Annotated in this window: 27 protein-coding genes; 17 read left to right on the top strand and 10 right to left on the bottom strand. The window is 38.4% G+C overall.

Annotated elements, in window-relative coordinates:
* Nucleotides 1-63: 63 nt before the first annotated feature.
* From J2S05_RS02970 to J2S05_RS03015, 10 genes are all read left to right on the top strand, one after another.
* A complete protein-coding gene (locus J2S05_RS02970; protein WP_306979747.1) occupies nt 64-666 on the top strand; it encodes a stage V sporulation protein AA in 603 nt (200 codons plus the stop codon).
* A complete protein-coding gene (locus tag J2S05_RS02975) occupies nt 656-1075 on the top strand; it encodes a stage V sporulation protein AB (RefSeq protein ID WP_306979749.1) in 420 nt (139 codons plus the stop codon). Before J2S05_RS02970 ends, J2S05_RS02975 begins: the two co-directional genes overlap by 11 nt.
* A gap of 15 nt (nt 1076-1090) precedes the next feature.
* Entirely contained in the window at nt 1091-1546 is a 456-nt protein-coding gene (locus J2S05_RS02980; RefSeq protein ID WP_306979751.1) for a SpoVA/SpoVAEb family sporulation membrane protein, read from the top strand.
* Between the two features lie 27 nt (nt 1547-1573).
* On the top strand, nt 1574-2584 hold the full coding sequence (gene spoVAD, locus J2S05_RS02985) for a stage V sporulation protein AD (protein ID WP_306979752.1): 1011 nt from the start codon (nt 1574-1576) through the stop codon (nt 2582-2584).
* A 2-nt stretch (nt 2585-2586) separates the two neighbouring features.
* Nucleotides 2587-2937, top strand: a complete 351-nt coding sequence (gene spoVAE / locus J2S05_RS02990) for a stage V sporulation protein AE (protein WP_306979755.1) — start codon at nt 2587-2589, stop codon at nt 2935-2937.
* A gap of 7 nt (nt 2938-2944) precedes the next feature.
* Nucleotides 2945-3523, top strand: coding sequence for a stage V sporulation protein SpoVABEA (locus J2S05_RS02995; protein WP_306979757.1), 579 nt, complete (start codon nt 2945-2947; stop codon nt 3521-3523).
* Nucleotides 3507-4991 carry a spore germination protein gene (locus J2S05_RS03000; protein ID WP_306979759.1) on the top strand — a complete coding sequence of 495 codons (1485 nt, stop codon included), beginning with the start codon at nt 3507-3509 and terminating at the stop codon, nt 4989-4991. Before J2S05_RS02995 ends, J2S05_RS03000 begins: the two co-directional genes overlap by 17 nt.
* Nucleotides 4992-5133: 142 nt before the next feature.
* Nucleotides 5134-6453: a diaminopimelate decarboxylase gene (gene lysA / locus J2S05_RS03005; protein ID WP_306981077.1), complete on the top strand. Its 1320-nt coding sequence runs from the start codon at nt 5134-5136 to the stop codon at nt 6451-6453.
* 118 nt (nt 6454-6571) lie between these two features.
* A complete protein-coding gene (locus tag J2S05_RS03010) occupies nt 6572-7006 on the top strand; it encodes a peptidylprolyl isomerase (RefSeq protein WP_306979761.1) in 435 nt (144 codons plus the stop codon).
* 276 nt (nt 7007-7282) lie between these two features.
* A complete protein-coding gene (locus J2S05_RS03015) occupies nt 7283-7519 on the top strand; it encodes a hypothetical protein (protein ID WP_306979763.1) in 237 nt (78 codons plus the stop codon).
* Nucleotides 7520-7585: 66 nt separating this feature from the next.
* Here J2S05_RS03015 and J2S05_RS03020 read toward each other — a convergent pair whose 3' ends face one another.
* A complete protein-coding gene (locus tag J2S05_RS03020; RefSeq protein ID WP_306979765.1) occupies nt 7586-8122 on the bottom strand; it encodes a hypothetical protein in 537 nt (178 codons plus the stop codon).
* An 85-nt stretch (nt 8123-8207) separates the two neighbouring features.
* Between J2S05_RS03020 and J2S05_RS03025 the strand changes: the two genes are divergently transcribed.
* Nucleotides 8208-8375, top strand: a complete 168-nt coding sequence (locus tag J2S05_RS03025) for a hypothetical protein (RefSeq protein ID WP_306979767.1) — start codon at nt 8208-8210, stop codon at nt 8373-8375.
* A gap of 315 nt (nt 8376-8690) precedes the next feature.
* On the top strand, nt 8691-8834 hold the full coding sequence (locus tag J2S05_RS03030) for a hypothetical protein (protein ID WP_306979769.1): 144 nt from the start codon (nt 8691-8693) through the stop codon (nt 8832-8834).
* 262 nt (nt 8835-9096) lie between these two features.
* Here J2S05_RS03030 and J2S05_RS03035 read toward each other — a convergent pair whose 3' ends face one another.
* The 9 genes from J2S05_RS03035 to tlp form a co-directional block, all read right to left on the bottom strand.
* Nucleotides 9097-9279 (bottom strand): hypothetical protein, encoded by a 183-nt coding sequence (locus tag J2S05_RS03035; protein ID WP_306979771.1) that lies wholly within the window; start codon nt 9277-9279, stop codon nt 9097-9099.
* A 1062-nt stretch (nt 9280-10341) separates the two neighbouring features.
* The gene (locus tag J2S05_RS03040; protein ID WP_306979772.1) at nt 10342-10527 is read right to left on the bottom strand and encodes a hypothetical protein; all 186 of its coding nucleotides are present in this window, start codon (nt 10525-10527) and stop codon (nt 10342-10344) included.
* A 544-nt stretch (nt 10528-11071) separates the two neighbouring features.
* The gene (locus J2S05_RS03045) at nt 11072-11314 is read right to left on the bottom strand and encodes a hypothetical protein (RefSeq protein WP_306979773.1); all 243 of its coding nucleotides are present in this window, start codon (nt 11312-11314) and stop codon (nt 11072-11074) included.
* A gap of 95 nt (nt 11315-11409) precedes the next feature.
* Complete coding sequence (locus tag J2S05_RS03050) at nt 11410-11586, bottom strand: hypothetical protein (RefSeq protein ID WP_306979775.1); 177 nt, start codon at nt 11584-11586, stop codon at nt 11410-11412.
* 448 nt (nt 11587-12034) lie between these two features.
* The gene (locus J2S05_RS03055; RefSeq protein WP_306979776.1) at nt 12035-12226 is read right to left on the bottom strand and encodes a hypothetical protein; all 192 of its coding nucleotides are present in this window, start codon (nt 12224-12226) and stop codon (nt 12035-12037) included.
* Nucleotides 12227-12747: 521 nt separating this feature from the next.
* Entirely contained in the window at nt 12748-12942 is a 195-nt protein-coding gene (locus J2S05_RS03060; protein WP_306979778.1) for a hypothetical protein, read from the bottom strand.
* 390 nt (nt 12943-13332) lie between these two features.
* Complete coding sequence (locus J2S05_RS03065; protein ID WP_306979780.1) at nt 13333-13521, bottom strand: transcription initiation factor TFIIIB; 189 nt, start codon at nt 13519-13521, stop codon at nt 13333-13335.
* A 65-nt stretch (nt 13522-13586) separates the two neighbouring features.
* Nucleotides 13587-14099: an RDD family protein gene (locus tag J2S05_RS03070; RefSeq protein ID WP_306979781.1), complete on the bottom strand. Its 513-nt coding sequence runs from the start codon at nt 14097-14099 to the stop codon at nt 13587-13589.
* A gap of 245 nt (nt 14100-14344) precedes the next feature.
* Complete coding sequence (gene tlp / locus J2S05_RS03075; protein WP_306979783.1) at nt 14345-14554, bottom strand: small acid-soluble spore protein Tlp; 210 nt, start codon at nt 14552-14554, stop codon at nt 14345-14347.
* A 163-nt stretch (nt 14555-14717) separates the two neighbouring features.
* On the opposite strand from tlp, the gene J2S05_RS03080 reads away from it, so the two are divergent.
* From J2S05_RS03080 to J2S05_RS03100, 5 genes are all read left to right on the top strand, one after another.
* Nucleotides 14718-15896: an amidase gene (locus J2S05_RS03080; RefSeq protein WP_306979785.1), complete on the top strand. Its 1179-nt coding sequence runs from the start codon at nt 14718-14720 to the stop codon at nt 15894-15896.
* 78 nt (nt 15897-15974) lie between these two features.
* Nucleotides 15975-16247, top strand: a complete 273-nt coding sequence (locus J2S05_RS03085) for a holin (protein ID WP_306979787.1) — start codon at nt 15975-15977, stop codon at nt 16245-16247.
* Between the two features lie 103 nt (nt 16248-16350).
* A complete protein-coding gene (locus J2S05_RS03090; RefSeq protein WP_306979789.1) occupies nt 16351-17067 on the top strand; it encodes a class I SAM-dependent methyltransferase in 717 nt (238 codons plus the stop codon).
* A 442-nt stretch (nt 17068-17509) separates the two neighbouring features.
* On the top strand, nt 17510-18106 hold the full coding sequence (locus J2S05_RS03095; protein ID WP_306979791.1) for a TetR/AcrR family transcriptional regulator: 597 nt from the start codon (nt 17510-17512) through the stop codon (nt 18104-18106).
* Nucleotides 18093-19208, top strand: coding sequence for a DUF418 domain-containing protein (locus J2S05_RS03100; RefSeq protein WP_370873599.1), 1116 nt, complete (start codon nt 18093-18095; stop codon nt 19206-19208). Before J2S05_RS03095 ends, J2S05_RS03100 begins: the two co-directional genes overlap by 14 nt.
* Nucleotides 19209-19409: the final 201 nt, after the last annotated feature.

A 19409-nucleotide genomic window follows, 5' to 3' on the forward strand; every position in this document is an offset into this window, starting at 1 on the left:
ACGCATGAAGTGGAGCAACTCTTAGCATACTAAAGGAGAAGCTCTAAGAAGGGCGTGATATTTTTGGAGACCACCACTCTTTTTTTGCGTATGAAACCAAGAATAGAAGCTGAAGTAAATCAAGTTCTACTGTTACATCATTTTGCCAAACTATCAGGTGATGCAGCCGTAACCAAACGAATTCAGCGGTTAGCGATCTACCAGGTTCAAAAGCAGGACGGCTCAAGAGTTACGGTTGATGTCATGTCCGTTTTAACCTCGATTCAATCCATTTACCCGCAATTGGATATCCAGATTGTCGGCAGTGTTAATACGGTTATCTATGTGAAACAACCACAAAAAACATTAAGGCCACTACATATTTTGTTGGTTTGGCTACTTTTATTTGTTGGGTCAGCACTAGCAGTCATGAATTTTCATGAAGATGTAAGTATGCGAGCGGTGCATATTCGTCTCTATTATCTTTTGACAGGTGAAGAAACACTCTATCCCTTTTGGTTACAAATTCCCTATTCATTTGGACTGGGAATTGGAATGGTGTTGTTTTTTAATCATTTTTTTAAGAAGCGTTTTAATGATGAACCTAGTCCACTTGATGTAGAGATGTTTAATTATCAACAAAATCTAGACCAATATGTTGTGCAAAAGGATCGTCATGATCATTAGTTGGCTTGTTAGTGTGCTTTTAGGTCTTGGAGGTGGATTGGCTGTTGGAGGTGGCCTTGTAGCACTTATCACGGTGCTCGGAGTGATTCCGCGGCTGGCCCAACTATCTCGTTCAGAAGCATGGGTTCGGTTCTATGAATGGGCAGGTATTCTTGGTATCCAAGTAGGTACGTGGGCTAGCTTTTACAGCTTTCAACTATCATCTTCACGTAGCTTAGCTGCGTTTGTTGGATTGCTTGCGGGTGTATTTATCGGTCTATTGGCTGCTGCCTTGACAGAGGTATTAAATGTATGGCCGATTCTTGTCAAACGTATGGGGATGGGTAGTCAAATTCTATTCTTATTAATGGCGATTGCCCTCGGAAAGATTGCAGGTTCATTGTTCCAATGGCTGTGGTTTACCTTATAGAAAGGGATGTTACTTATGGCGTCCGAAAAACAAAAAGAATATCAACGAAATGTTCGTTTATACAAGTCAAAACGATCCATTTGGATGTCAGGATTAAAAGCGTTTTTTAGTGGAGGAATGATTTGTTTGATTGGTCAAGCCATCATTAATGGGTATGATTCGCTTTTTTCGATTTCAAGGGAAGACGCCGTGCAATGGATGTTAGTGACTCTAATCTTGCTTTCATCCGTGTTAACCGGTTTTGGCTTGTACAGAAGAGGGGCATACTTTGCAGGAGCGGGGCTGCTTGTGCCGATTACAGGTCTAACAAATCTGATGACAAGTGCTGCAATGGAACACCGTCAGGACGGAATCATACAAGGCATAGCTGGACATTTGCTTAAACTTGCGGGGGCGATTGTTGTTACAGGTGTAGTAATGGCTTATCTGATTAGTGCGGTTAGATTGATCATTCATGCCATTATCAGATGATCATCTAATACAGAAAGGAAACCGTCTATGAATAAGCTAGGAAAGCACACATGGGAATACACCCAACCGATTTATATTCAAGCCTCAGGGACGGCTGTTGGACCTGAAGAGTTGCAGGGACCACTTGGTACGCGATTTGATCAATCCTATTCGAGTTTGTATTGCGGAGAAACAAGCTTTCTAAAGGCAGAGCGTGTACTCATGAATGATGCGATCCAAGCCTGTTTGCATAAAAGTGGAGTCAGAAAGAAACAAATTGATTATTTCATAGCTGGAGATTTAGACCATCAACTAACAGCTAGTGCGTATACAGCAAGAGATCTAGAGCTTTCCTTTCTAGGAATGTATGCTGCCTGTGCAACAGCTATACAATCCATCATTATGTCCTCTTTATTAATTGAAACAAAACTGGCGAACTATGCAATAGCAGGAGCCAGTAGTCACTTTGGGGTAGCTGAAAATCAATTTCGTTATCCTACAGAGTTTGCGGTACAAAAACAACAGAGTGCGCAATATACAGTGACAGGAGCAGGTGCCGTCCTTTTATCGAGACAAAAAAGCCCAATCAAAATAACAAGTGCAACGATTGGACAAGTCATTGACATGGGCTTAAAAGATACCACTAATCTTGGTGCTGTGATGGCACCAGCCGCTGGACACACATTGCTTACACATTTACGTGAAACAGAAAGAAGCTTATCTGATTACGATTTAATCTTAACAGGAGATTTAGGGAGAATTGGCAGTAATATCTTTCGAAAGTGGATGAGGGAACACGGCTATCCCATTGATGAACGTCATGAAGACGGAGGCGTTAAGATTTTCCGTTCAACCAATGTCTTCTTATCTGGAGGAAGTGGAGCGGGGTGTGTGGCCGTGGTAACGATCGGCTATGTTCTCGAAGAACTTCAGAAAGGGACGTTTAATCGAGTGTTAGTTCTAGCGACCGGAGCCCTTTTTAGCCAGGATTCAGCGAGACAGGGAGATACAATCCCGGCTGTTGCTCATGCTGTTTCTCTTGAGAGGGTGAAAATGTAACGATGGACTATCTAATGGCATTTTTAATAGGCGGAAGCATTTGTTTGCTTGGCCAATGGTTACTTGATATCGGTCGTTTAACTCCCATTCAATGCTTAACAGTGTTGGTGATTATAGGGGCATGTTTAGATGGATTCCACTTGTATGATTCATTACTTTTGTTATCTGAAGCTGGGGCAATCATCCCTATTACAAGCATCGGACATGCGCTCGTACATGGAGCAATGAGTGAAGGAGGCGGCCATGGTTTTTTAGGAATTGGCGCCGGCCTTTTTACTTTAGCATCGGCAAGTCTTTCCTGCTCCATTGTCATCAGTTTTGGCGTTGCGTTGATGTGTAAACCAAGGAGGTGAGGACGTTATGCCTATGAAGGATCTTATTTTTATTACAGACGGTGATGCTGCAGCAAGAAAGACTGTTGAATGGGTGGCAAGAGAGCTTTCATGTCGAAGCATAAGTGCCTCTGCTGGTAACCCTTCGGTGTTAACAGGCAAAGAACTACTCAGCCTTATCCATCAAACGCCTATAGGAATGCCGGTTTTAGTTATGTTTGACGACTGTGGTTATCGAAATGAGGGGCCTGGCGAAGTGTTAATGAGGTTCTTATATGAAAGCCCTGACGTTCGTATACTTGGAGCTATAGCCGTTGCTTCCTCTACCCACTCAAGCGAATGGACCAAAGTAGATTTTAGTATTGATCGTTATGGCGACATCACCAAATACGGGGTAGATAAGGAAGGGCTGCCTGATTTAGAAGTAAACAGAATCAATGGTGATACGGTTTATATTCTAGACGAACTTAAGCTGCCGCTAGTCATTGGTATTGGAGACATAGGCAAAATGCGCGGGCAGGATGAACTAAAAAAAGGGTGCCCAATCACGAAAAAAGCGGTTCAGATTATTCTTGAGAGGAGTGGATACGTTGACTCAGGATTATAAAAAGAAGGAAGAGAAATTCACTGACTCCTATACAGAAAACGTTGAACGCTTAAAAGAGCGATTAGCACTGGACATTTCGTTTGACGTTGGCGTTCGGAATTTGAAGATACTAGGAAAAGAAATTGGCATCTATTACGTAACGGGCCTCAGTGATAATGAATACCTGATTGAAATTTTGAAGGAACTCATGGATCTCGATGCACGTGGTCGAAAAACGACGGATGTACATGAATCTATTAAAAATCATCTGACGCACGTGCAAGTTGAACAAACAGATTCAATGGATGATGCGATTACTCAGATGCTATCGGGTCTTATCTTCTTGATTCATGAAGGGTCAAATCAAGCATTTGTCGTGGATGTTAGACAATACCCTGGCCGTGGCCCAGAAGAACCGGATACCGAACGAGTAGTACGTGGTGCTAGAGATGGCTACACAGAAAATATCATCTTAAATACAGGCCTCACCAGAAGGCGGATTCGTGATGAACGTTTAAGGCATGAAATTCTTCAGGTAGGTGTGCGCTCAAAAACAGATATTTGTATTTCATATATCGATGGTGTAGCTGATCCAACGTTAGTGGAGATAGTTAGAAAAGAACTAAAAGCGATTAATATTGATGGGATTACGATGGCTGACAAAGTGGTGGAAGAATATATTGTAAAACAAGGCTATAACCCATTCCCACTGGTCAGGTATACGGAACGACCAGACGTCGCTGCTACTCACTTATTAGAGGGGCACATCGTATTAATTGTTGATACAACGCCTAGTGTCATTATTACGCCAACAACGATGTTCCACCACGTACAGCATGCAGAGGAATACAGACAATCAGCCGCTGTAGGTAGCTTCTTGCGTTTTATGAGGTTTACCGGGATTATGTTCTCGTTGTTTATCTTGCCGTTCTGGCTGTTGCTAGCAACCAATCAAGATCTTTTACCTGCCTCTTTAGCGTTTGTCGGTCCAGAAGAAACAAAACACATTCCCATTGTCCTGCAAATTGTATTTGGAGAGATGGGCATTGAATTGCTAAGGATGGCTGCGATACATACTCCTTCGCCTCTTGCTACTGCGCTAGGATTAGTCGCCGCTCTCTTAATTGGAGACATGGCTGTGCAGGTTGGCTATTTAACACCAGAGGTCATCTTGTATGTATCACTTGGTGCAATTGGGATGTTTGCCACACCAAGTTATGAGCTTGGCGTTGCTCTTAGAATGGTACGCTATCTCTTTTTATTTTCCGTTGCCTTATTTAAGGTGCCAGGTCTAGTCATTGCTTTCTTAGTGTTTATGCTATTTCTAGCCTCCACCAAACCCTTCAACAAACCATATCTCTGGCCATTTATACCATTCTCTCCTCCAGAAATGTGGCAGATTCTTATTCGTGCAACTGTGCCTTCCCTTAAGTGGAGACCGTCCATTGTGAATCCTCAAGATAAGATTCGTCAAAAGGATTCAAACTAATCAAATTCCACGATAGCACGGACGAATAAAGTATGATAAAGTGTAATAAAAATGGACACTTGCATACTAGATAAAGATCTGAAGACAACTGGTGTGTCGGCATCAGTTGTTATTCGGCTTGGCAAGAAGGAGAGAAATGAATATGTATCTGCACGGAACGAGTGAAATTAATGTTCATGGTCATCTAGAAATCGGAGGCGTAGACACAGTAGCTCTAGCTAGTGAGCACGGAACGCCATTATATGTATACGATGTTGCACTTATTCGTAAACGTGCCGAGGAATTTAAAGAGGCATTTGAGAAAGAGTCCGTCCCTTATCAAGTAGCTTATGCGAGTAAAGCATTTAGCTGTATGGCGATGTATCAACTTGCTGATGAATTAGGACTCAGCTTTGACGTTGTTTCAGGGGGAGAGCTATATACCGCTATTAAAGCAGAAGTACCAATGAATAAGGTGCACTTTCATGGGAATAACAAAAGTCGCTCAGAGCTTCAATTGGCAGTAAAGGCCGATATAGGCTGTGTTGTTGTTGATAATTTCTATGAGATGACACTGTTAGAAGAAGTTTGTGCAGACCTCGGAAAAACTATGGATGTTTTGCTACGCATTACACCTGGAGTGGAAGCTCACACTCATGACTACATTTCGACTGGACAAGAGGATTCTAAATTTGGTTTTGATCTTACCAATGGTCAAGTTGATTTGGCGATTGAACGAGCGTTATCGAGCACACACATGAATCTATTAGGTATCCACAGTCACATTGGATCTCAAATCTTTGAGACCAAAGGCTTTGTTATGGCTGTTGAAAAAATCTTTGAATATATCGAGCACTGGCGTACACAGTTAAACTTTATTCCAAGTGTCTTAAATCTTGGTGGAGGCTTTGGCATTCGTTACGTAGAAGGAGACGAACCATTACCACTAGGCGAATACGTCTCTCAAATGATTAAAGTAATGAAACAATATGCAGAGCAGTTCGAAATGGCACTACCGGAAATCTGGATTGAGCCAGGACGTTCACTCGTAGGTGATGCAGGAACCACTCTTTATACGGTCGGTTCTCAAAAAGATATCCCGAACGTCCGACATTATTTAGCTGTGGATGGCGGGATGAGTGATAATCTGCGTCCTTCATTATATCAAGCTGAATATGAAGGAATACTCGCAAATCGCGCGAATGAGGAAACAACAGACACATTCTCGATTGCAGGCAAATGCTGTGAAAGTGGAGATATGCTTATATGGGACCTACCATTACCAAAAGCGAATCACGAGGACATACTCGCTGTTTTTTGCACAGGGGCTTATGGTTACTCGATGGCGAATAATTACAACCGAATCCCACGCCCTCCAGTTCTGTTTCTTGAAAATGGAGAGATACAGCTCGTTGTCAAACGAGAAGAATATGAGGACTTAACTCGCTTGGATGTACCCTTAACTAAAAAGGTGCAACTGTAACACAAGGGACTTCAGTTCATATTTGCTTAAAGATAGTGTACAATAGGTGCTGGCTGTAACAATCAGCTGTACCAACCATAAAAAAAATTAAACCCTTACAGAAATGAGGCTGATTCATATGAAAAAAGGACACATTGCATTTGAAAATGGAGAAAAGCTAGTTATTGAATTTTTCCCAGAAGCAGCACCAGGTCACGTAGAAAACTTTGAAAAGCTTGCTAACGACGGATTCTACAACGGACTAACGTTCCACCGTGTAATCCCAGGTTTTGTTGCTCAAGGTGGCGACCCAGCTGGTAACGGTACAGGCGGTCCTGGCTACACAATCAAGTGTGAAACAGAAGGCAACCCACACAAACACGTGAAGGGTGCTCTATCTATGGCTCACGCTGGTAAAGACACAGGCGGCAGCCAATTCTTCGTTGTACATGATGCACAACCTCACCTTGACGGCGTTCACACTGTTTTCGGACAAGTGATCGAAGGCGAAGACCTTATTACTCGCATCAAGCAAGGCGATGTAATGAGCGACGTTAAAGTTTGGGAAGAATAGTATAGAATGAATTTGGCCTGTCCTTTATGGATAGGCCTTTTTTGTTTTGAAGTTGTATAAAACACATAAATTATAATTTATTTAAAATTAATGTAGAGTAAATTATTGCGTTTTAAAGTTGATATGATTGTAGTTTGGAGAGAAGAATCAATTGAAGCAAAAAAGTAAAAGCCAGCTGCGCTGTCTTTGGGTAGTCTTATTTTATTGAGCCTAATGACTGGATGTATGAATAAATAGAAGGAAAATGACCCTTGTTGTCGAATTAGGTGGCAGGGGGTGGGAGAAATAGAATATTACCAACTTCACAGTCATGAATTTTATGAAACGAATCATAATGGAGAAGATTATATATGGGAAGTTAAAGTCATAAACATTCATGGTTCGTCTCGTTTCCAAGCACAAATTATTCAAGATGAGTTAGGGATAAAAACAAAATGGAAGGTAGTGCGCGGAGAATATCTTGCATTAGATGTGAATTTAATGATTAGAAAAGAAATTGCAAATTTAAAATAGCAATTTACAGATGTTTAATATGTAAAAAGAAGGCTACCTACATGGCAGACCTCTTTTTGCGTGCTATTAAAAAATTGCTGCAATTATTAATGATGCAATTACCACCAATCCAAATATTTTTAGAAATAACTTTTGCCTTAAGCTGAAACGAGACAATATTCCTAAAAATAAAACTCCTAACCCTAAAAGAAGTGCGTTAACTACAAAGAGCGAAAAAGAAAGCGAGAAGATATAATCCCAAAAAGGAAAAAAGAAAGAAGTGACAAGAAGAACGAGATAAGTGAAACATAAAAATAAATCGTATTTTTGGGCGATGTTCGTGGCGCACTCTTTAGAAATCGTCAAATTATCTTCTTTGCTTAGTTCTTTATTTTCATACTTCATTAGAAGTTTAGTGAGTTTTTGTTGTTTCTGGGTAAGAGGCTGTCTACCTTTTAATTTTGGTACGACAGTGAGTTGTCTAAGATCTTTGATAACGCCATTTATGTTGCGGAATGTTTTATCGGCATTTGCTTTCTTGTTATTTATGTAGTCGCTTACGGAACCCATCAATAATACTTGATAAACAACTAAAAACATATTTAAGTACAATTTACGGAACATGATTAGGATCCTTCCATGCCACAAAATAAGATTAAGTAAATCTTAACATATTAACCTCTTCTATAATATGGGTGGAGGGATCGATATGACAGAAGAGATGGCAAAAGAAATATTAGTGCAATTAAAGTGTGGAGAAACCAGCGAGTGTAGAGTGGCGATAGCGGAATTCTTAACGTTCCAGCCTGTGCTATTTAAGCATGAAGAGTTTAAGAATTTCAGAGGTGTAGCTAATCACGGTGGAGCGATCGTATAGGATGTTCAGAACTATTCGAGAGTGGGGCAATCCAAAACCACCAGCGCATGATCTATATCTCAAGACTATATAGCAGCGAGAGAAAGGGCAGAATACTTCATGATCTTTTTAAGAAGGGTATGCTAACTATTATAAATGTATTGGAAAATCGAACTGGCGTTGGATAAAAACATAATCCCTCCAGTCATCAAAAATAAAGAACCTGACAGATAGTACAAGTTGGTTCTCATTAGAATCACCTCGCTAATTTATACGCTGTTGATCTAAAGAAGTTTCATAAAATTTATTAGGCTTCCGACCGTAAGGGGATACACAATGTCTAACATTCCTATCCCACCTGAAGAAGATCACAACATCGTGAAAGGGTTTCTTTTTGCCCTAGTTCGCTCCCTTCTTATGTGGGGAGCAGGAGAAGCCTGGTTAGTTTATTACTTTTGGTATGAATGGGATGCGGAATGAAATACATACAAAGGTGTTGGGGATCACTAGATGCGGAACGCTCTTAATAAAATGATTCGCAGAATAAATATAGATAAAAAGCCAGCGGTGAATATCTCTATACTCTGTTCAATACCGAATAGAGGGACTATGAAATATACAGCGAGTCCCCCAATAAAAGCTATTACTACAGCAAGAAGCCATCTAGCGTTATAGTTTCTATGCATAATTAACCCTCCAAAATTAGTTTCTGATTTCAAGCGATCCGCTCTTTGAGAAAGGGTCAGCGCCTTACTATAAATTTAATTAATGATGTAATAATTACAAAACCAATTGCAATTGGAAGCACTTCGAACAGTTTAGCGACAAAATCACCACCGTCAAATAAAAACCGCAGTAGTGCACTAATAAATAGAAAGATAGTGAACGAAAGTAATGCATCAAGAAAAATGTTTTTATGTATCATATTGCCCTCCAATTGATTCTTAACACTCTGTACCCTGAGAGGCGCTTACAAAACATTGGAGGATCTACTAAATAATTAGGAGGATCGAAAATGGCAACCCCTAAATGTGTGAGAGTTATGGATGGGACTTTTTTGTTTTGAAGTTGTATAAAACACATAAATTATAATTTATTTAAAATTAATGTAGAATAAATTATTGCGTTTTAAAGTTGATCTGATTGTAATATGGAAAACGAATCAAACGAAGCAAAACATAAGTAAAAGCCAGCGGCTCATTGCCCTGGCTTTTCGTCATTTATATAGTAGGTACGCATAGGCGTCTGGCTAGCATCAGGCTGGCGAATGATTTGGTATTAAAAAAAGCTATGAGGAGTAAATCCTCCTCATAGTCCATATTAACTACTTGAATATTTTCGTAGTGCTTTAAAGCAAAGAAAAAAGAAGTATAGGCTAAAACCACCTAGTCCGAGACCAATTATCTGTAGAAAGATCGTAGATATATCAGGAATGATAAACGCCTCCTTAAGAAATTAGTTCCTAAGCAATATAGGAGTTTGCAACTACGATTCTAACATACATGATAACTCATGATAAGGGTAGAGTGATTCTCCCTCCTTGGGGGAGGATCACTAGATGTTGAACATCTGAATAAAATGATTCGCAGAATGACTATAGCTACAAATCCAGCAGTGAATATCTCTAAACTCGGTTCAATGCCGAAAAAAGGGACTATGAAATATCCAGCGAGTCCCCCAACAAAAGCTATTATTACACTAAGAAGCCATCTGGCGTTAGACATGTGCATGGATTAACTCTCCATATTTAAGTTGATTTTAAAGTTATTTTTGGGAAATTCACTGCTTTCTAGTTTTAGGAACGATGAAAGCCCAGCAGACAACAGTTGCTATAAAGTCGACGATCACACTTATCCCTTCCGATTAGAAGGATCAGTAAGCTATAAAGAATCGAAGCGAACGTGGCTAAAATCAAGCTTTCTAACCACTTGTTAAATCAGTACATAAAATATCCTCCTTTTTGTATATCTATACCTACATGCTAGAATTACGTTCCTTTTATCGCAAACTGAAGTATGGTCCAAATAACACTAAAGATTATTGCAAAAGGTAATCGATCTAGCAATATTGTTCCGACGGTATCACCAGTGAGGAGTAGACCAAGAAGAATAGAGCTAAATAGAACGATTGCAAAAATAAGTAAAGCATTAATAAAAAAGTTCTTATGTAACATAATGTCCTCCAATTAAGTGTTAGCACTCCTTACCCTGAGAGGAGCTTACAAAACATCGGAGTACCAAGCAAGGCGATGTAACGAGCGACAATAAAGTTTGGGAAGAGTAATATAAAATGATTAAGGCCTATCCTTTGAGGATCGGCCTTTTTTGTTATTGGAGGTAAATAATAGAGGCTATACTAAAGCTCTAAAGACATAACTAAGGTTTGTTTGATGTTCGGAGGACTAATACCTACGAAAGCCGAAATAAGAAGCATTCACTTACGACTCTCCTTGCTCTGTTTTCGTGTTGAGAAAAAGATCTGATAGAAGAAAGCAACAACGCTTAGTGCTGCAATAACTGTCCAACTCAGCTGACCACCAGCAAATTCAATAAGGAAATACCCAAGTCCAAGTATAAATAGTGCTCTGAAAGAAGCTAATAGCCAAATATTTATTATTGCCACCCCTTTAAAGTGTATGTGTATAAAATGGTTAGAGTTAAATAATGAAGAGTCACTGAAAACCTACGAGAGGTGTTATCTTTTGAGATAACAATCTTTTACTTCATTTCAACTTTATCTTTGTTCTTACTGAATTTATATACTAAAGCTCTATATACAACATAAATTAAATATCCTAAAAGAAAGCTTATGGCTAGGTTTTTAAAAGCTAAGTCTACTTCTTTTTGAGTTATAAGACTCCATAAAAAAGGGAAGAGCTCTACAGAAAATGCCATTCCTACACCTAAAATAGATGGGACTAAGACAAAGGTAATGAAAAACGTTTTAAATGAGTCAACCAAGACAGTCTCCTTCTTACAAGTGTTTAGATAGAACATCACTTGTTGTGTTTAATGCATTTTGATTGCAAACCTATGAAATACTGCATGCGGGGAGGTCAATCTCTTCTGAAAACGTTATACAGGATGATCCTAATTCCAAAAACGCCTACAAACACACCAGCAGCACTGGCTGTGTTCAGTTCACGATCAAAAAGCAAAGGGATAAATAATACTGCAATGGCACTGATTAGCGCTACTAAAAGACTGTTGATCCATTTGTTAGATAAGTGCATGAATAACCCTCCTATTAAGCGGTGCACTACATTGGGCTAATTTTTAATTTCCTAGAATATTAGTCGGATAAGACAAATTTAGTGCGTGATTAATAATAGATCTCCTTTTTATTGAATAATATCATAAATAAAGGAATCTTACAGGTTACTGACGAGAATCAAGTAAATAGGTGAAAAGTTATAAATATTTTAGGGAGAAAACGTCAGGGAATCTCTTTAAAGTTAGCAAAACCATTTGTTATGGTTGGTTGTGGAGGGGAAAATGTATTACAACCGCAGATATTTCTCGGTACTACATACAGTGAACAATCGGCTATTTTAAGAAAAGAATAATGCGAAAAAAGAAGACTTCTATTACAGGCAGTCCTCTTTTTGTGTATGAAAATAAAACTCTTTTGGTAGTGACAAAATATAAAGAATAAGTTTGGATGAGAGTACTTTCAAACCATCAATTCTTACCGCGTCGTTTTGTCCAAGGAATGAAAAAAGCAATAACGAGTGCCACGCCTAATGCGGAGCTTGCGTGATATAACCAGTTCTCAGCAAGACTATGGTCGCCCTGCTCAATAACAAGAATAAATAAGTAAGGAAATGTGAACATGATGAGGAAGAGGATCAAAGCATAAAGCCAACGATTCATTAAGAACCCTCCAATCATAGCATAAGGTTCCATACCCTTTTGATTACTTGCAAAACTCTGAATGAGAAGCTTGAGATGCTGTAAATACATTCGGATCGTGATGATTTTAATCTTTTAGTTTCCGAATTATGGAATGGGGAACACATTCTGCAGGAGGAGGGTTGCTATGAAGTTATTGAGAAGATCTGCGTATATGTTTTGTGTAATAGCAATTATTGTATGGATCAATAAGTTTGTTCAGGGCTCGGCTTTATTTTATGATAGGGAGAATGTGAGCCCATGGTACTCGATTGTAGGCGACCTTAGTCTAGCTATCGCATTCATTCTAGCAATTATCTATGGATTTAAATCAAAAGAGCATCAAGGTAGAATGAATACTATAATGATGTGGCTTTACTGCATCTTGCCCATTCTTTTCATCATATCAGCTTTAAGAACTATTATTTATGATTTTTAAGACAGGTTATGTATGCATAATTGTGTATCAAACAAGTTTTTTGAAATAGAATTAAACTCTTCCTTTAGCTATTCCTCGTTTTTTTCTTAAGAGAGAACAACACAAACACAATGGCTATAATTAGTCCGATGATAATATGTTCAAGCCATCTATCGCCTAAGTTATAGTCACTTCGTTGAATAGCAAACCGATATGCAAAACTACCGATTGTTGCTGCAATAAAAGCAATAAAAAAATTTGCCAAACGTTTATCTTTCATGACCAATCCTCCAATATAATCTGATTAACCAACTAGTCGCGTTTCTAACGTTAAAAAAGAGGGAATGTATACCATTAGGTGGTGTTTCCAATGAAACTTAAAACATGGTTTAAATGCCGTTTTGGCAAGAAACATAAATATAGTTATTATACAGATGAATGTATTGTCTGTGGGAAAAAGAGAATAGGCTAGGTTCAAAAGCTCTCGAGTTCGAGAGCTTTTTTTGGTGGGAATTTTATCTGGTGCGAAGATATTTACGTAGAACTTTAATTGAAAGAAATACTAAATAGAAAAAGACAAATAACCCTGCAAAAGCAAAAAGTTGAATAAAGATAGGTATATTCATAGTATCCTCCGTTAACAATTTTTATTATTGCTTCATTACAAAGGTTAAAATCTTTCTGGTTTATTCACTGTTAATGCCTCAATATGGCAACAATCACCACAAAAAGTTGCAGTGACAGCAGAACCTAGACTAAATGGATTGCCTGTTTTAGATAGTTTTGCATAGCCATTAAATTCACCACTTTTAGAAGTCGTTCCACCACATTTAGTGCACGTAAATAACTGATGTTTCATCTTCTATCACTCCTTTAATCTAGCTACGTAAGAGGGAGTGGAAAAGATTCTTAGAAACCTAAACTTTATACTTTAATGACATATGTTTTAGTTAACTTGTCGTATAAAGATTGTTTCTTTTTAGTGAAAATAGCAGTACCTATATAAATAAACATAAGTAAATAAATAAGTCCTCCTATGAAATAGTAAGCGATTGGGACCACACCGTCACCGATCGTAACAAGGCGATATACAAGAAAGTGTGAGAGCTCCCAAGGTAAGAACTTTAAAATAGTTCGACACGTTATTCGTAATACAGAGGCTGCCTCGCCATTTGGTCCAACCACTCGAATATTTGCTCTCTTTTTTCCGAAGGACTGTCCAGCCATTTTTGAATCGCTGATTATAAAGTAAATGGAAATAGGTAAGGTTACCATGATGAAACCTGTCAGTTGTGCAGTAATGAGTGAACCTGAAAAGAAGTTCTGTAAGGAGGGGAATAGAAATACATTGATGAAAAAAAGGAATAGTAAATAAACAAACATTACGATGTAATCATACATAAAAGCTTTTAAACGAATGAAGAAGGACGCGTTCACTTTATCACCTCTTTTTTATTGAAAAGTGATTCATGAGAAATATATAATTTTTTCCTTCTTTTAGCAAGATAAATAGTTCATTATTACGAAAATTATATCTATTTAACGTGAGATAGATAAGAGGGTAGGTTTAAGGAATAGCTACATAGTACACGCACAAAAAGCGAGATGGATAGCAAAGCATGCTGTCCATTTCGCTTTTTGTTTTAGAGAATTCAATGTACCTTGACCCAAGATGAGTATTCTTACGACTCATCCTCAATCTCGTTGCGTAGGCTATTGATACTGGTTTCTCTTCGTTCATTTTTATCGCTAATATCTTGTTTGTCGCTTTCAGCCATCTCATGGCCATGGGCGGCAATAAAGTCTTTGGATTGATCAATTTTTTGTTCGGTGTTACTGATAATTTGTTCAATCTTTTTTGCGTTGTCTTCTCGGTTATCTGGGTTTGCCATTGTTTTAAATCCCTCCTAATTAAGTGATTAGTGTGCCACATCGTAATAAAAAATATGTGTAAAGAGTGTTAGAATTTATAACAAACGAGCACATGTAAGTACAGCTTTTCGATATGGTGAAAAGGAAACGAAGAATAATGGCAGTGGAAGGGAGTCGATCAAGATGAGTCAACTACGAGCCTACATGGATCAATCTGTATTAGTTAAGCCAACGTCAAACGGTGAGCTGGATAAGCTTACGTTTGCGGTAAAGGATGTCTTTAACCTTAAGGGCGTCATATCAAGTGCGGGGAATCCAGATTGGTTAAGAACACATAAGCCTTCTTTCGCTCATGCGGAAGCGATTGATCTATTGCTAAATCAAGGGGCTACACTAAAAGGTACGACCCATACAGATGAGTTAATGTACAGTTTAAATGGTGAAAATGCTCATTATGGAACACCATTAAATCCACGGATGCCAGGGCACATACCAGGCGGATCATCAAGTGGTTCTGCATCTGTTGCAGCGGCTGGAGATGTTGATTTTTCAATAGGAACAGATACAGGAGGTTCCATACGAATTCCTGCTGCTTATTGTGGCATTTATGGATTTAGACCTACTCATGGCGCTGTGCCGATCGATGGTGTGATTCCACTTGCTCCAAGTTTCGACACAGTAGGCTGGATGGCTCAGGATGTAGGCATACTTGAGCGAGTGGGACACGCTTTATTACCTAGTCAGCAAAAGAGTGATCGTGAGTTTCACTGTGTCTTATTTCCTGATGATGCGTGGACCTTAGCTGATCAAAAAAGTGTAGAACATCTTTTACCAACTAAAATCAATCTTGAAAAAGGCATGAATGACTCAGAAACCATCCTTCTCTCAGCAGAAGGGTTAACTAAATGGAAAGAAACGTTCCGAATTGCACAGGCTTATGAAGTGTGGGCTGCTCATGGTGAGTGGGTCGAGACCAATCAGCCTTCCTTTGGACCTGGTATCGCAGAGAGATTTGCTATGGCTAAAACCATGACTAAAGAAATGTATAATCAGGCGTTAGTAGAGATGTCTACTGTTCAGAAGAAAATGGAGGCATTACTATCAGAAGTCACAGTGATGGTTATTCCAACTGTACCGGGTCCAGCTCCCAAATTAGGGTTGCCGGATGAGCAGATTGAACAAAGAAGATCGCAGACACTTCAGTTAAGCTGCATAGCGGGATTAGCTGGATTACCTCAGGTGACTATTCCAGTCCAAACAAGCGATGGTCCAATTGGTCTCTCAATCATTGCTGGTCCAAACCAAGACCTTCGTTTATTAAAGTTCGTACGTCAGCTGATTACTGAAAAACTTTTTGTTTAACTTTTATCTAGCGTAAGAGCATTCGCCGTTTCCTTTTATACTTGTTCAACATGTACTAGTATAAAGGGGTGCTGTGACATGGAGATTATACTAATGCTAGCTACGTTAATTAGTCCCGTGGTTCTGGCTTTGGTTGAATTGGTCAAAAGAACGGTGAACTTACCTAAAAAGTATCTTCCTTTATTAGCTTTGGCATTGGGTTTGTTCGTTGGTGGTCTCTCATTTCCTTTAACGGATTTAGATCTTGCAACGAGATTATGGGCAGGGGGACTTGCCGGGTTATCAGCTACAGGATTGTTTGAATTAAGTAAAAATCGTGAAGGGACAACGTTTGATCGTCGGAAAGAATAATATGAAAAGCCAGTGGAGGGTAACCACTGGCTTTTTTGTGGATTGTAAAATTTGTAACAGATAGATAAAATAAGGTTAGTTCATCAAAGAGAGAAGGGAAAAAATGATTCCACTAGTATATGATCAAGTAAACAAATGGGGAAAAGATGATGATTTTTTCATAGAAATTCTTAAAAAAACCAATCGCGGAACATTAGCTGATCTCGGTTGTGGTACGGGAAGATTAACGACTCATTTTGCAAAACTTGGCTTCGAAGTCACCGCTGTTGATCCAAATGTAGAAGCAATTGATCAAGCAAAAAAGAAGCAGTATGCAGACAAAGTAAAATGGGTAATTGGTGACAGCTCGAACTTAGAGACTAATGCGTATGATGTTGTTATCATGACTGCTAATGTAGCCCAAGTTTTTTTGACAGATAAAAGTTGGCAGCAAATGATTTCAGATACATACCGGGCATTAAAACCTGGAGGGCATTTTATTTTTGATACACGTAATCCATTAGCTAAAGTATGGGAAGAGTGGGAGCAAGATGATACGCCTGACTTAGCCATTCACCCAGTGACAGGTGACCACTTAGAGATCCATACAGAATATGAAGGGTTCACTGGTGATGTCTTTACATTTTTTGAAATAGTGAAACATGTAGAAACGGATGAGGTGCTGATTCATCAAAAGTTAGCCTTACGTTTCCGGACATTAGAAGAATTATATGAATCACTAAATCAAATAGGTTTCACAGAAGTCCAGGCGTATGATGATTGGCAATGTAAACAAGCTCATTCAGAAACAAAATCTTTTGTTTTCCATAGTGTGAAATAAGGATTAATGGTGTAGAGGCTGTGCAAAGGGAGTGAGAGCTAAATCATCATTCATCTTGGTTTCACAGCCTTTCATCTTACTAACTACTTTCAACGGTTAATAAAAAGTCAATTTTATTTCTTATGTTCGTTCGTTTGGCTCGTAAAGTCTTCATGAGCTTGCTTAAATTGGTTTACCTCTTAATGTAATGAGCATACTTCTTGATAAAGATACCCACTTCTTTGTAAAAATTAATCTGTGTTGATGCTGCATTGATCTGTCTTGATAAGGCCATCTATCGCTTAGTAAAACCCGCTCTGTCTTGGTTTCACAGCTTATCCTCTTTGTGTAACCTCAAGGTCCATTAGGGGCCATCATGAGGTTTTTAGTTTGTTTAGGGTTGCAATCTATTTTTTACGGGTTATAATTTACTTACCGGTAAGTAAATAAAGGAGGAGATATCATGCGAAATAAAGAACTCACGTATAAACAAATTATCGAAACGGCCTATGTCATGTTTTCTGAAAAAGGGTTTGATCAAACAAGTTTGTCCAGTATTGCTTCAGAAATTGGCATATCTAAGCCAGCTATTTATTATTATTTCAAATCCAAAGATGAACTGATTAAAAGTCTCTTTGAAATAATCGCAAAGGAAATTCAATCGATTACTTTTATGGATTTAGAGACTATTACACCTGCAAACTTTAAACAAAATCTATACCTTTTAGGTGAAAATACGATAAAGCATCAAGAAAAAGATCATCATTTTAATCATCTCTTTAATCAATACATGCTACTATCCACTAGAGATAAGGACTATTCGGAACGTTTAGTAAAAATCCAACAACATTTCTTGAACACTTTTCATGACATGTTAACGCATGGTGTTAAGATTAAGGCGATAAAGGATGAGAACATCTTAATAAAATCTCAATTGCTTGCACTCGTTTTCGATAACATAACTAATTTCATACTGACTGATATGACATTAGACTTTATTAAAATTTGGAGAGAAGCTGTAGATAGTGTTTTAAATGGGATTGTAAATGATGAACAATAGTATAAGCAAAAATCGTATTGAAGGGTTAGATTTTGCTCGAGCTTTGGCTATGTTTGGTATGCTGCTTATGAATTTTGTGGTCGTTACAGGAGCTAAGGGAAATGGTTCTCCAATGCTAGTTTGGTTCACAAATCTATTTGAAGGGCGAGCAGCAGCAACCTTTGTTATTCTAGCTGGGATTGGCATCTCACTCATGACAAGAAGAGCTCGGTTAACCAACGAGAAAGCTTTGATCCAGAAGACTAGGTTCTCATTGTTGAAAAGGTCTATTTTCTTGTTTGTACTGGGGATGCTTTTATATACTTTAGGCTGGGCTGGCGACATTTTACACTATTATGGTGTGTACATGGCTTTAGCTACCTTATTAATCATGGCCTCTCCAAAAATTATTGTGCTACTCCTATTTATCTTCTCGCTTGGTGCTCAATTCTATCAAGTTGCATTCGATTATATGAATGGATGGAGTCCCACTAAACCATTTTTAGAGTACCTGGATTTTTGGACTGTGTCTGGATTTTTGAGAAACCTATTTTTTAATGGCTTTCATCCTGTCTTTCCGTGGATTTGCTTTCTTTTCATTGGATTGCTCATAGGTAGATTGAATTTGGTCGAAAGCAAGATAAGAAAAACAATCTTACTTGTAAGTAGTCTAACGCTTATCGTGACTGAGCTCCTGTCTAGGTTCCTTATTTATACTTTTGCAAACTCGAACGTAGGAACCAATAGTGCAACATTCTTATTTGAAACAGGACCTATTCCTCCAAATCTATTCTATTTACTATCTAACACAGCATCCTCTCTTATCATCATTATTTTGTCTATGTACGTCGCTGAGAAATTCTCACATAATTTGATCATTCGCTCGATTATTTATTCAGGTCAATTAGCGTTAACTCATTATGTTAGTCATGTTGTCATAGGGATAGGCATCCTACTAGTCATGGATAGGGTCATTCTTTTCAATGGATTTGAACATCAACCACTTTCATTCACATTTTTATACTCATGTCTCTTCTTCATAGGCAGTATTCTATTTTCCGTGCTCTGGAGAGTACGATTTAAAAGAGGACCTATAGAGCTAGTCATGAGAAAATGTTCGTAGTATTAAAGTGAAGGTGTAGAAATATAGCTAGAATTCCTTTTGTTCTGTCATGAAGATCATTAGGGATTCTTTTTTTGTTTTATTACATTAATTTTGTCGAATAACAGTGAGAACTTGTATAAAAAGGAAATGAGTATTGAGCCCTTATTATTCCTATGTTAGAGTAAAAGAGGAGAGAAATGTAAGCGCTTTATTTAATGT

This window comes from Alkalicoccobacillus murimartini, from assembly GCF_030813245.1.
GTDB lineage: Bacteria > Bacillota > Bacilli > Bacillales > Bacillaceae_D > Alkalicoccobacillus > Alkalicoccobacillus murimartini.

What these genes read in the sequence shown, in the direction of transcription:
- J2S05_RS02975 (WP_306979749.1), top strand. Translation starts at nt 656, where the DNA reads ATGATCATTAGTTGGCTTGTTAGTGTGCTTTTAGGTCTTGGAGGTGGA.
- J2S05_RS02980 (WP_306979751.1), top strand. Translation starts at nt 1,091, where the DNA reads ATGGCGTCCGAAAAACAAAAAGAATATCAACGAAATGTTCGTTTATAC.
- spoVAD (WP_306979752.1), top strand. Translation starts at nt 1,574, where the DNA reads ATGAATAAGCTAGGAAAGCACACATGGGAATACACCCAACCGATTTAT.
- spoVAE (WP_306979755.1), top strand. Translation starts at nt 2,587, where the DNA reads ATGGACTATCTAATGGCATTTTTAATAGGCGGAAGCATTTGTTTGCTT.
- J2S05_RS02995 (WP_306979757.1), top strand. Translation starts at nt 2,945, where the DNA reads ATGCCTATGAAGGATCTTATTTTTATTACAGACGGTGATGCTGCAGCA.
- lysA (WP_306981077.1), top strand. Translation starts at nt 5,134, where the DNA reads ATGTATCTGCACGGAACGAGTGAAATTAATGTTCATGGTCATCTAGAA.
- J2S05_RS03010 (WP_306979761.1), top strand. Translation starts at nt 6,572, where the DNA reads ATGAAAAAAGGACACATTGCATTTGAAAATGGAGAAAAGCTAGTTATT.
- J2S05_RS03020 (WP_306979765.1), bottom strand. Translation starts at nt 8,122, where the DNA reads ATGTTCCGTAAATTGTACTTAAATATGTTTTTAGTTGTTTATCAAGTA.
- J2S05_RS03025 (WP_306979767.1), top strand. Translation starts at nt 8,208, where the DNA reads ATGACAGAAGAGATGGCAAAAGAAATATTAGTGCAATTAAAGTGTGGA.
- J2S05_RS03030 (WP_306979769.1), top strand. Translation starts at nt 8,691, where the DNA reads ATGTCTAACATTCCTATCCCACCTGAAGAAGATCACAACATCGTGAAA.
- J2S05_RS03035 (WP_306979771.1), bottom strand. Translation starts at nt 9,279, where the DNA reads ATGATACATAAAAACATTTTTCTTGATGCATTACTTTCGTTCACTATC.
- J2S05_RS03040 (WP_306979772.1), bottom strand. Translation starts at nt 10,527, where the DNA reads ATGTTACATAAGAACTTTTTTATTAATGCTTTACTTATTTTTGCAATC.
- J2S05_RS03050 (WP_306979775.1), bottom strand. Translation starts at nt 11,586, where the DNA reads ATGCACTTATCTAACAAATGGATCAACAGTCTTTTAGTAGCGCTAATC.
- J2S05_RS03055 (WP_306979776.1), bottom strand. Translation starts at nt 12,226, where the DNA reads ATGAATCGTTGGCTTTATGCTTTGATCCTCTTCCTCATCATGTTCACA.
- J2S05_RS03060 (WP_306979778.1), bottom strand. Translation starts at nt 12,942, where the DNA reads ATGAAAGATAAACGTTTGGCAAATTTTTTTATTGCTTTTATTGCAGCA.
- J2S05_RS03065 (WP_306979780.1), bottom strand. Translation starts at nt 13,521, where the DNA reads ATGAAACATCAGTTATTTACGTGCACTAAATGTGGTGGAACGACTTCT.
- tlp (WP_306979783.1), bottom strand. Translation starts at nt 14,554, where the DNA reads ATGGCAAACCCAGATAACCGAGAAGACAACGCAAAAAAGATTGAACAA.
- J2S05_RS03080 (WP_306979785.1), top strand. Translation starts at nt 14,718, where the DNA reads ATGAGTCAACTACGAGCCTACATGGATCAATCTGTATTAGTTAAGCCA.
- J2S05_RS03085 (WP_306979787.1), top strand. Translation starts at nt 15,975, where the DNA reads ATGGAGATTATACTAATGCTAGCTACGTTAATTAGTCCCGTGGTTCTG.
- J2S05_RS03090 (WP_306979789.1), top strand. Translation starts at nt 16,351, where the DNA reads ATGATTCCACTAGTATATGATCAAGTAAACAAATGGGGAAAAGATGAT.
- J2S05_RS03095 (WP_306979791.1), top strand. Translation starts at nt 17,510, where the DNA reads ATGCGAAATAAAGAACTCACGTATAAACAAATTATCGAAACGGCCTAT.
- J2S05_RS03100 (WP_370873599.1), top strand. Translation starts at nt 18,093, where the DNA reads ATGATGAACAATAGTATAAGCAAAAATCGTATTGAAGGGTTAGATTTT.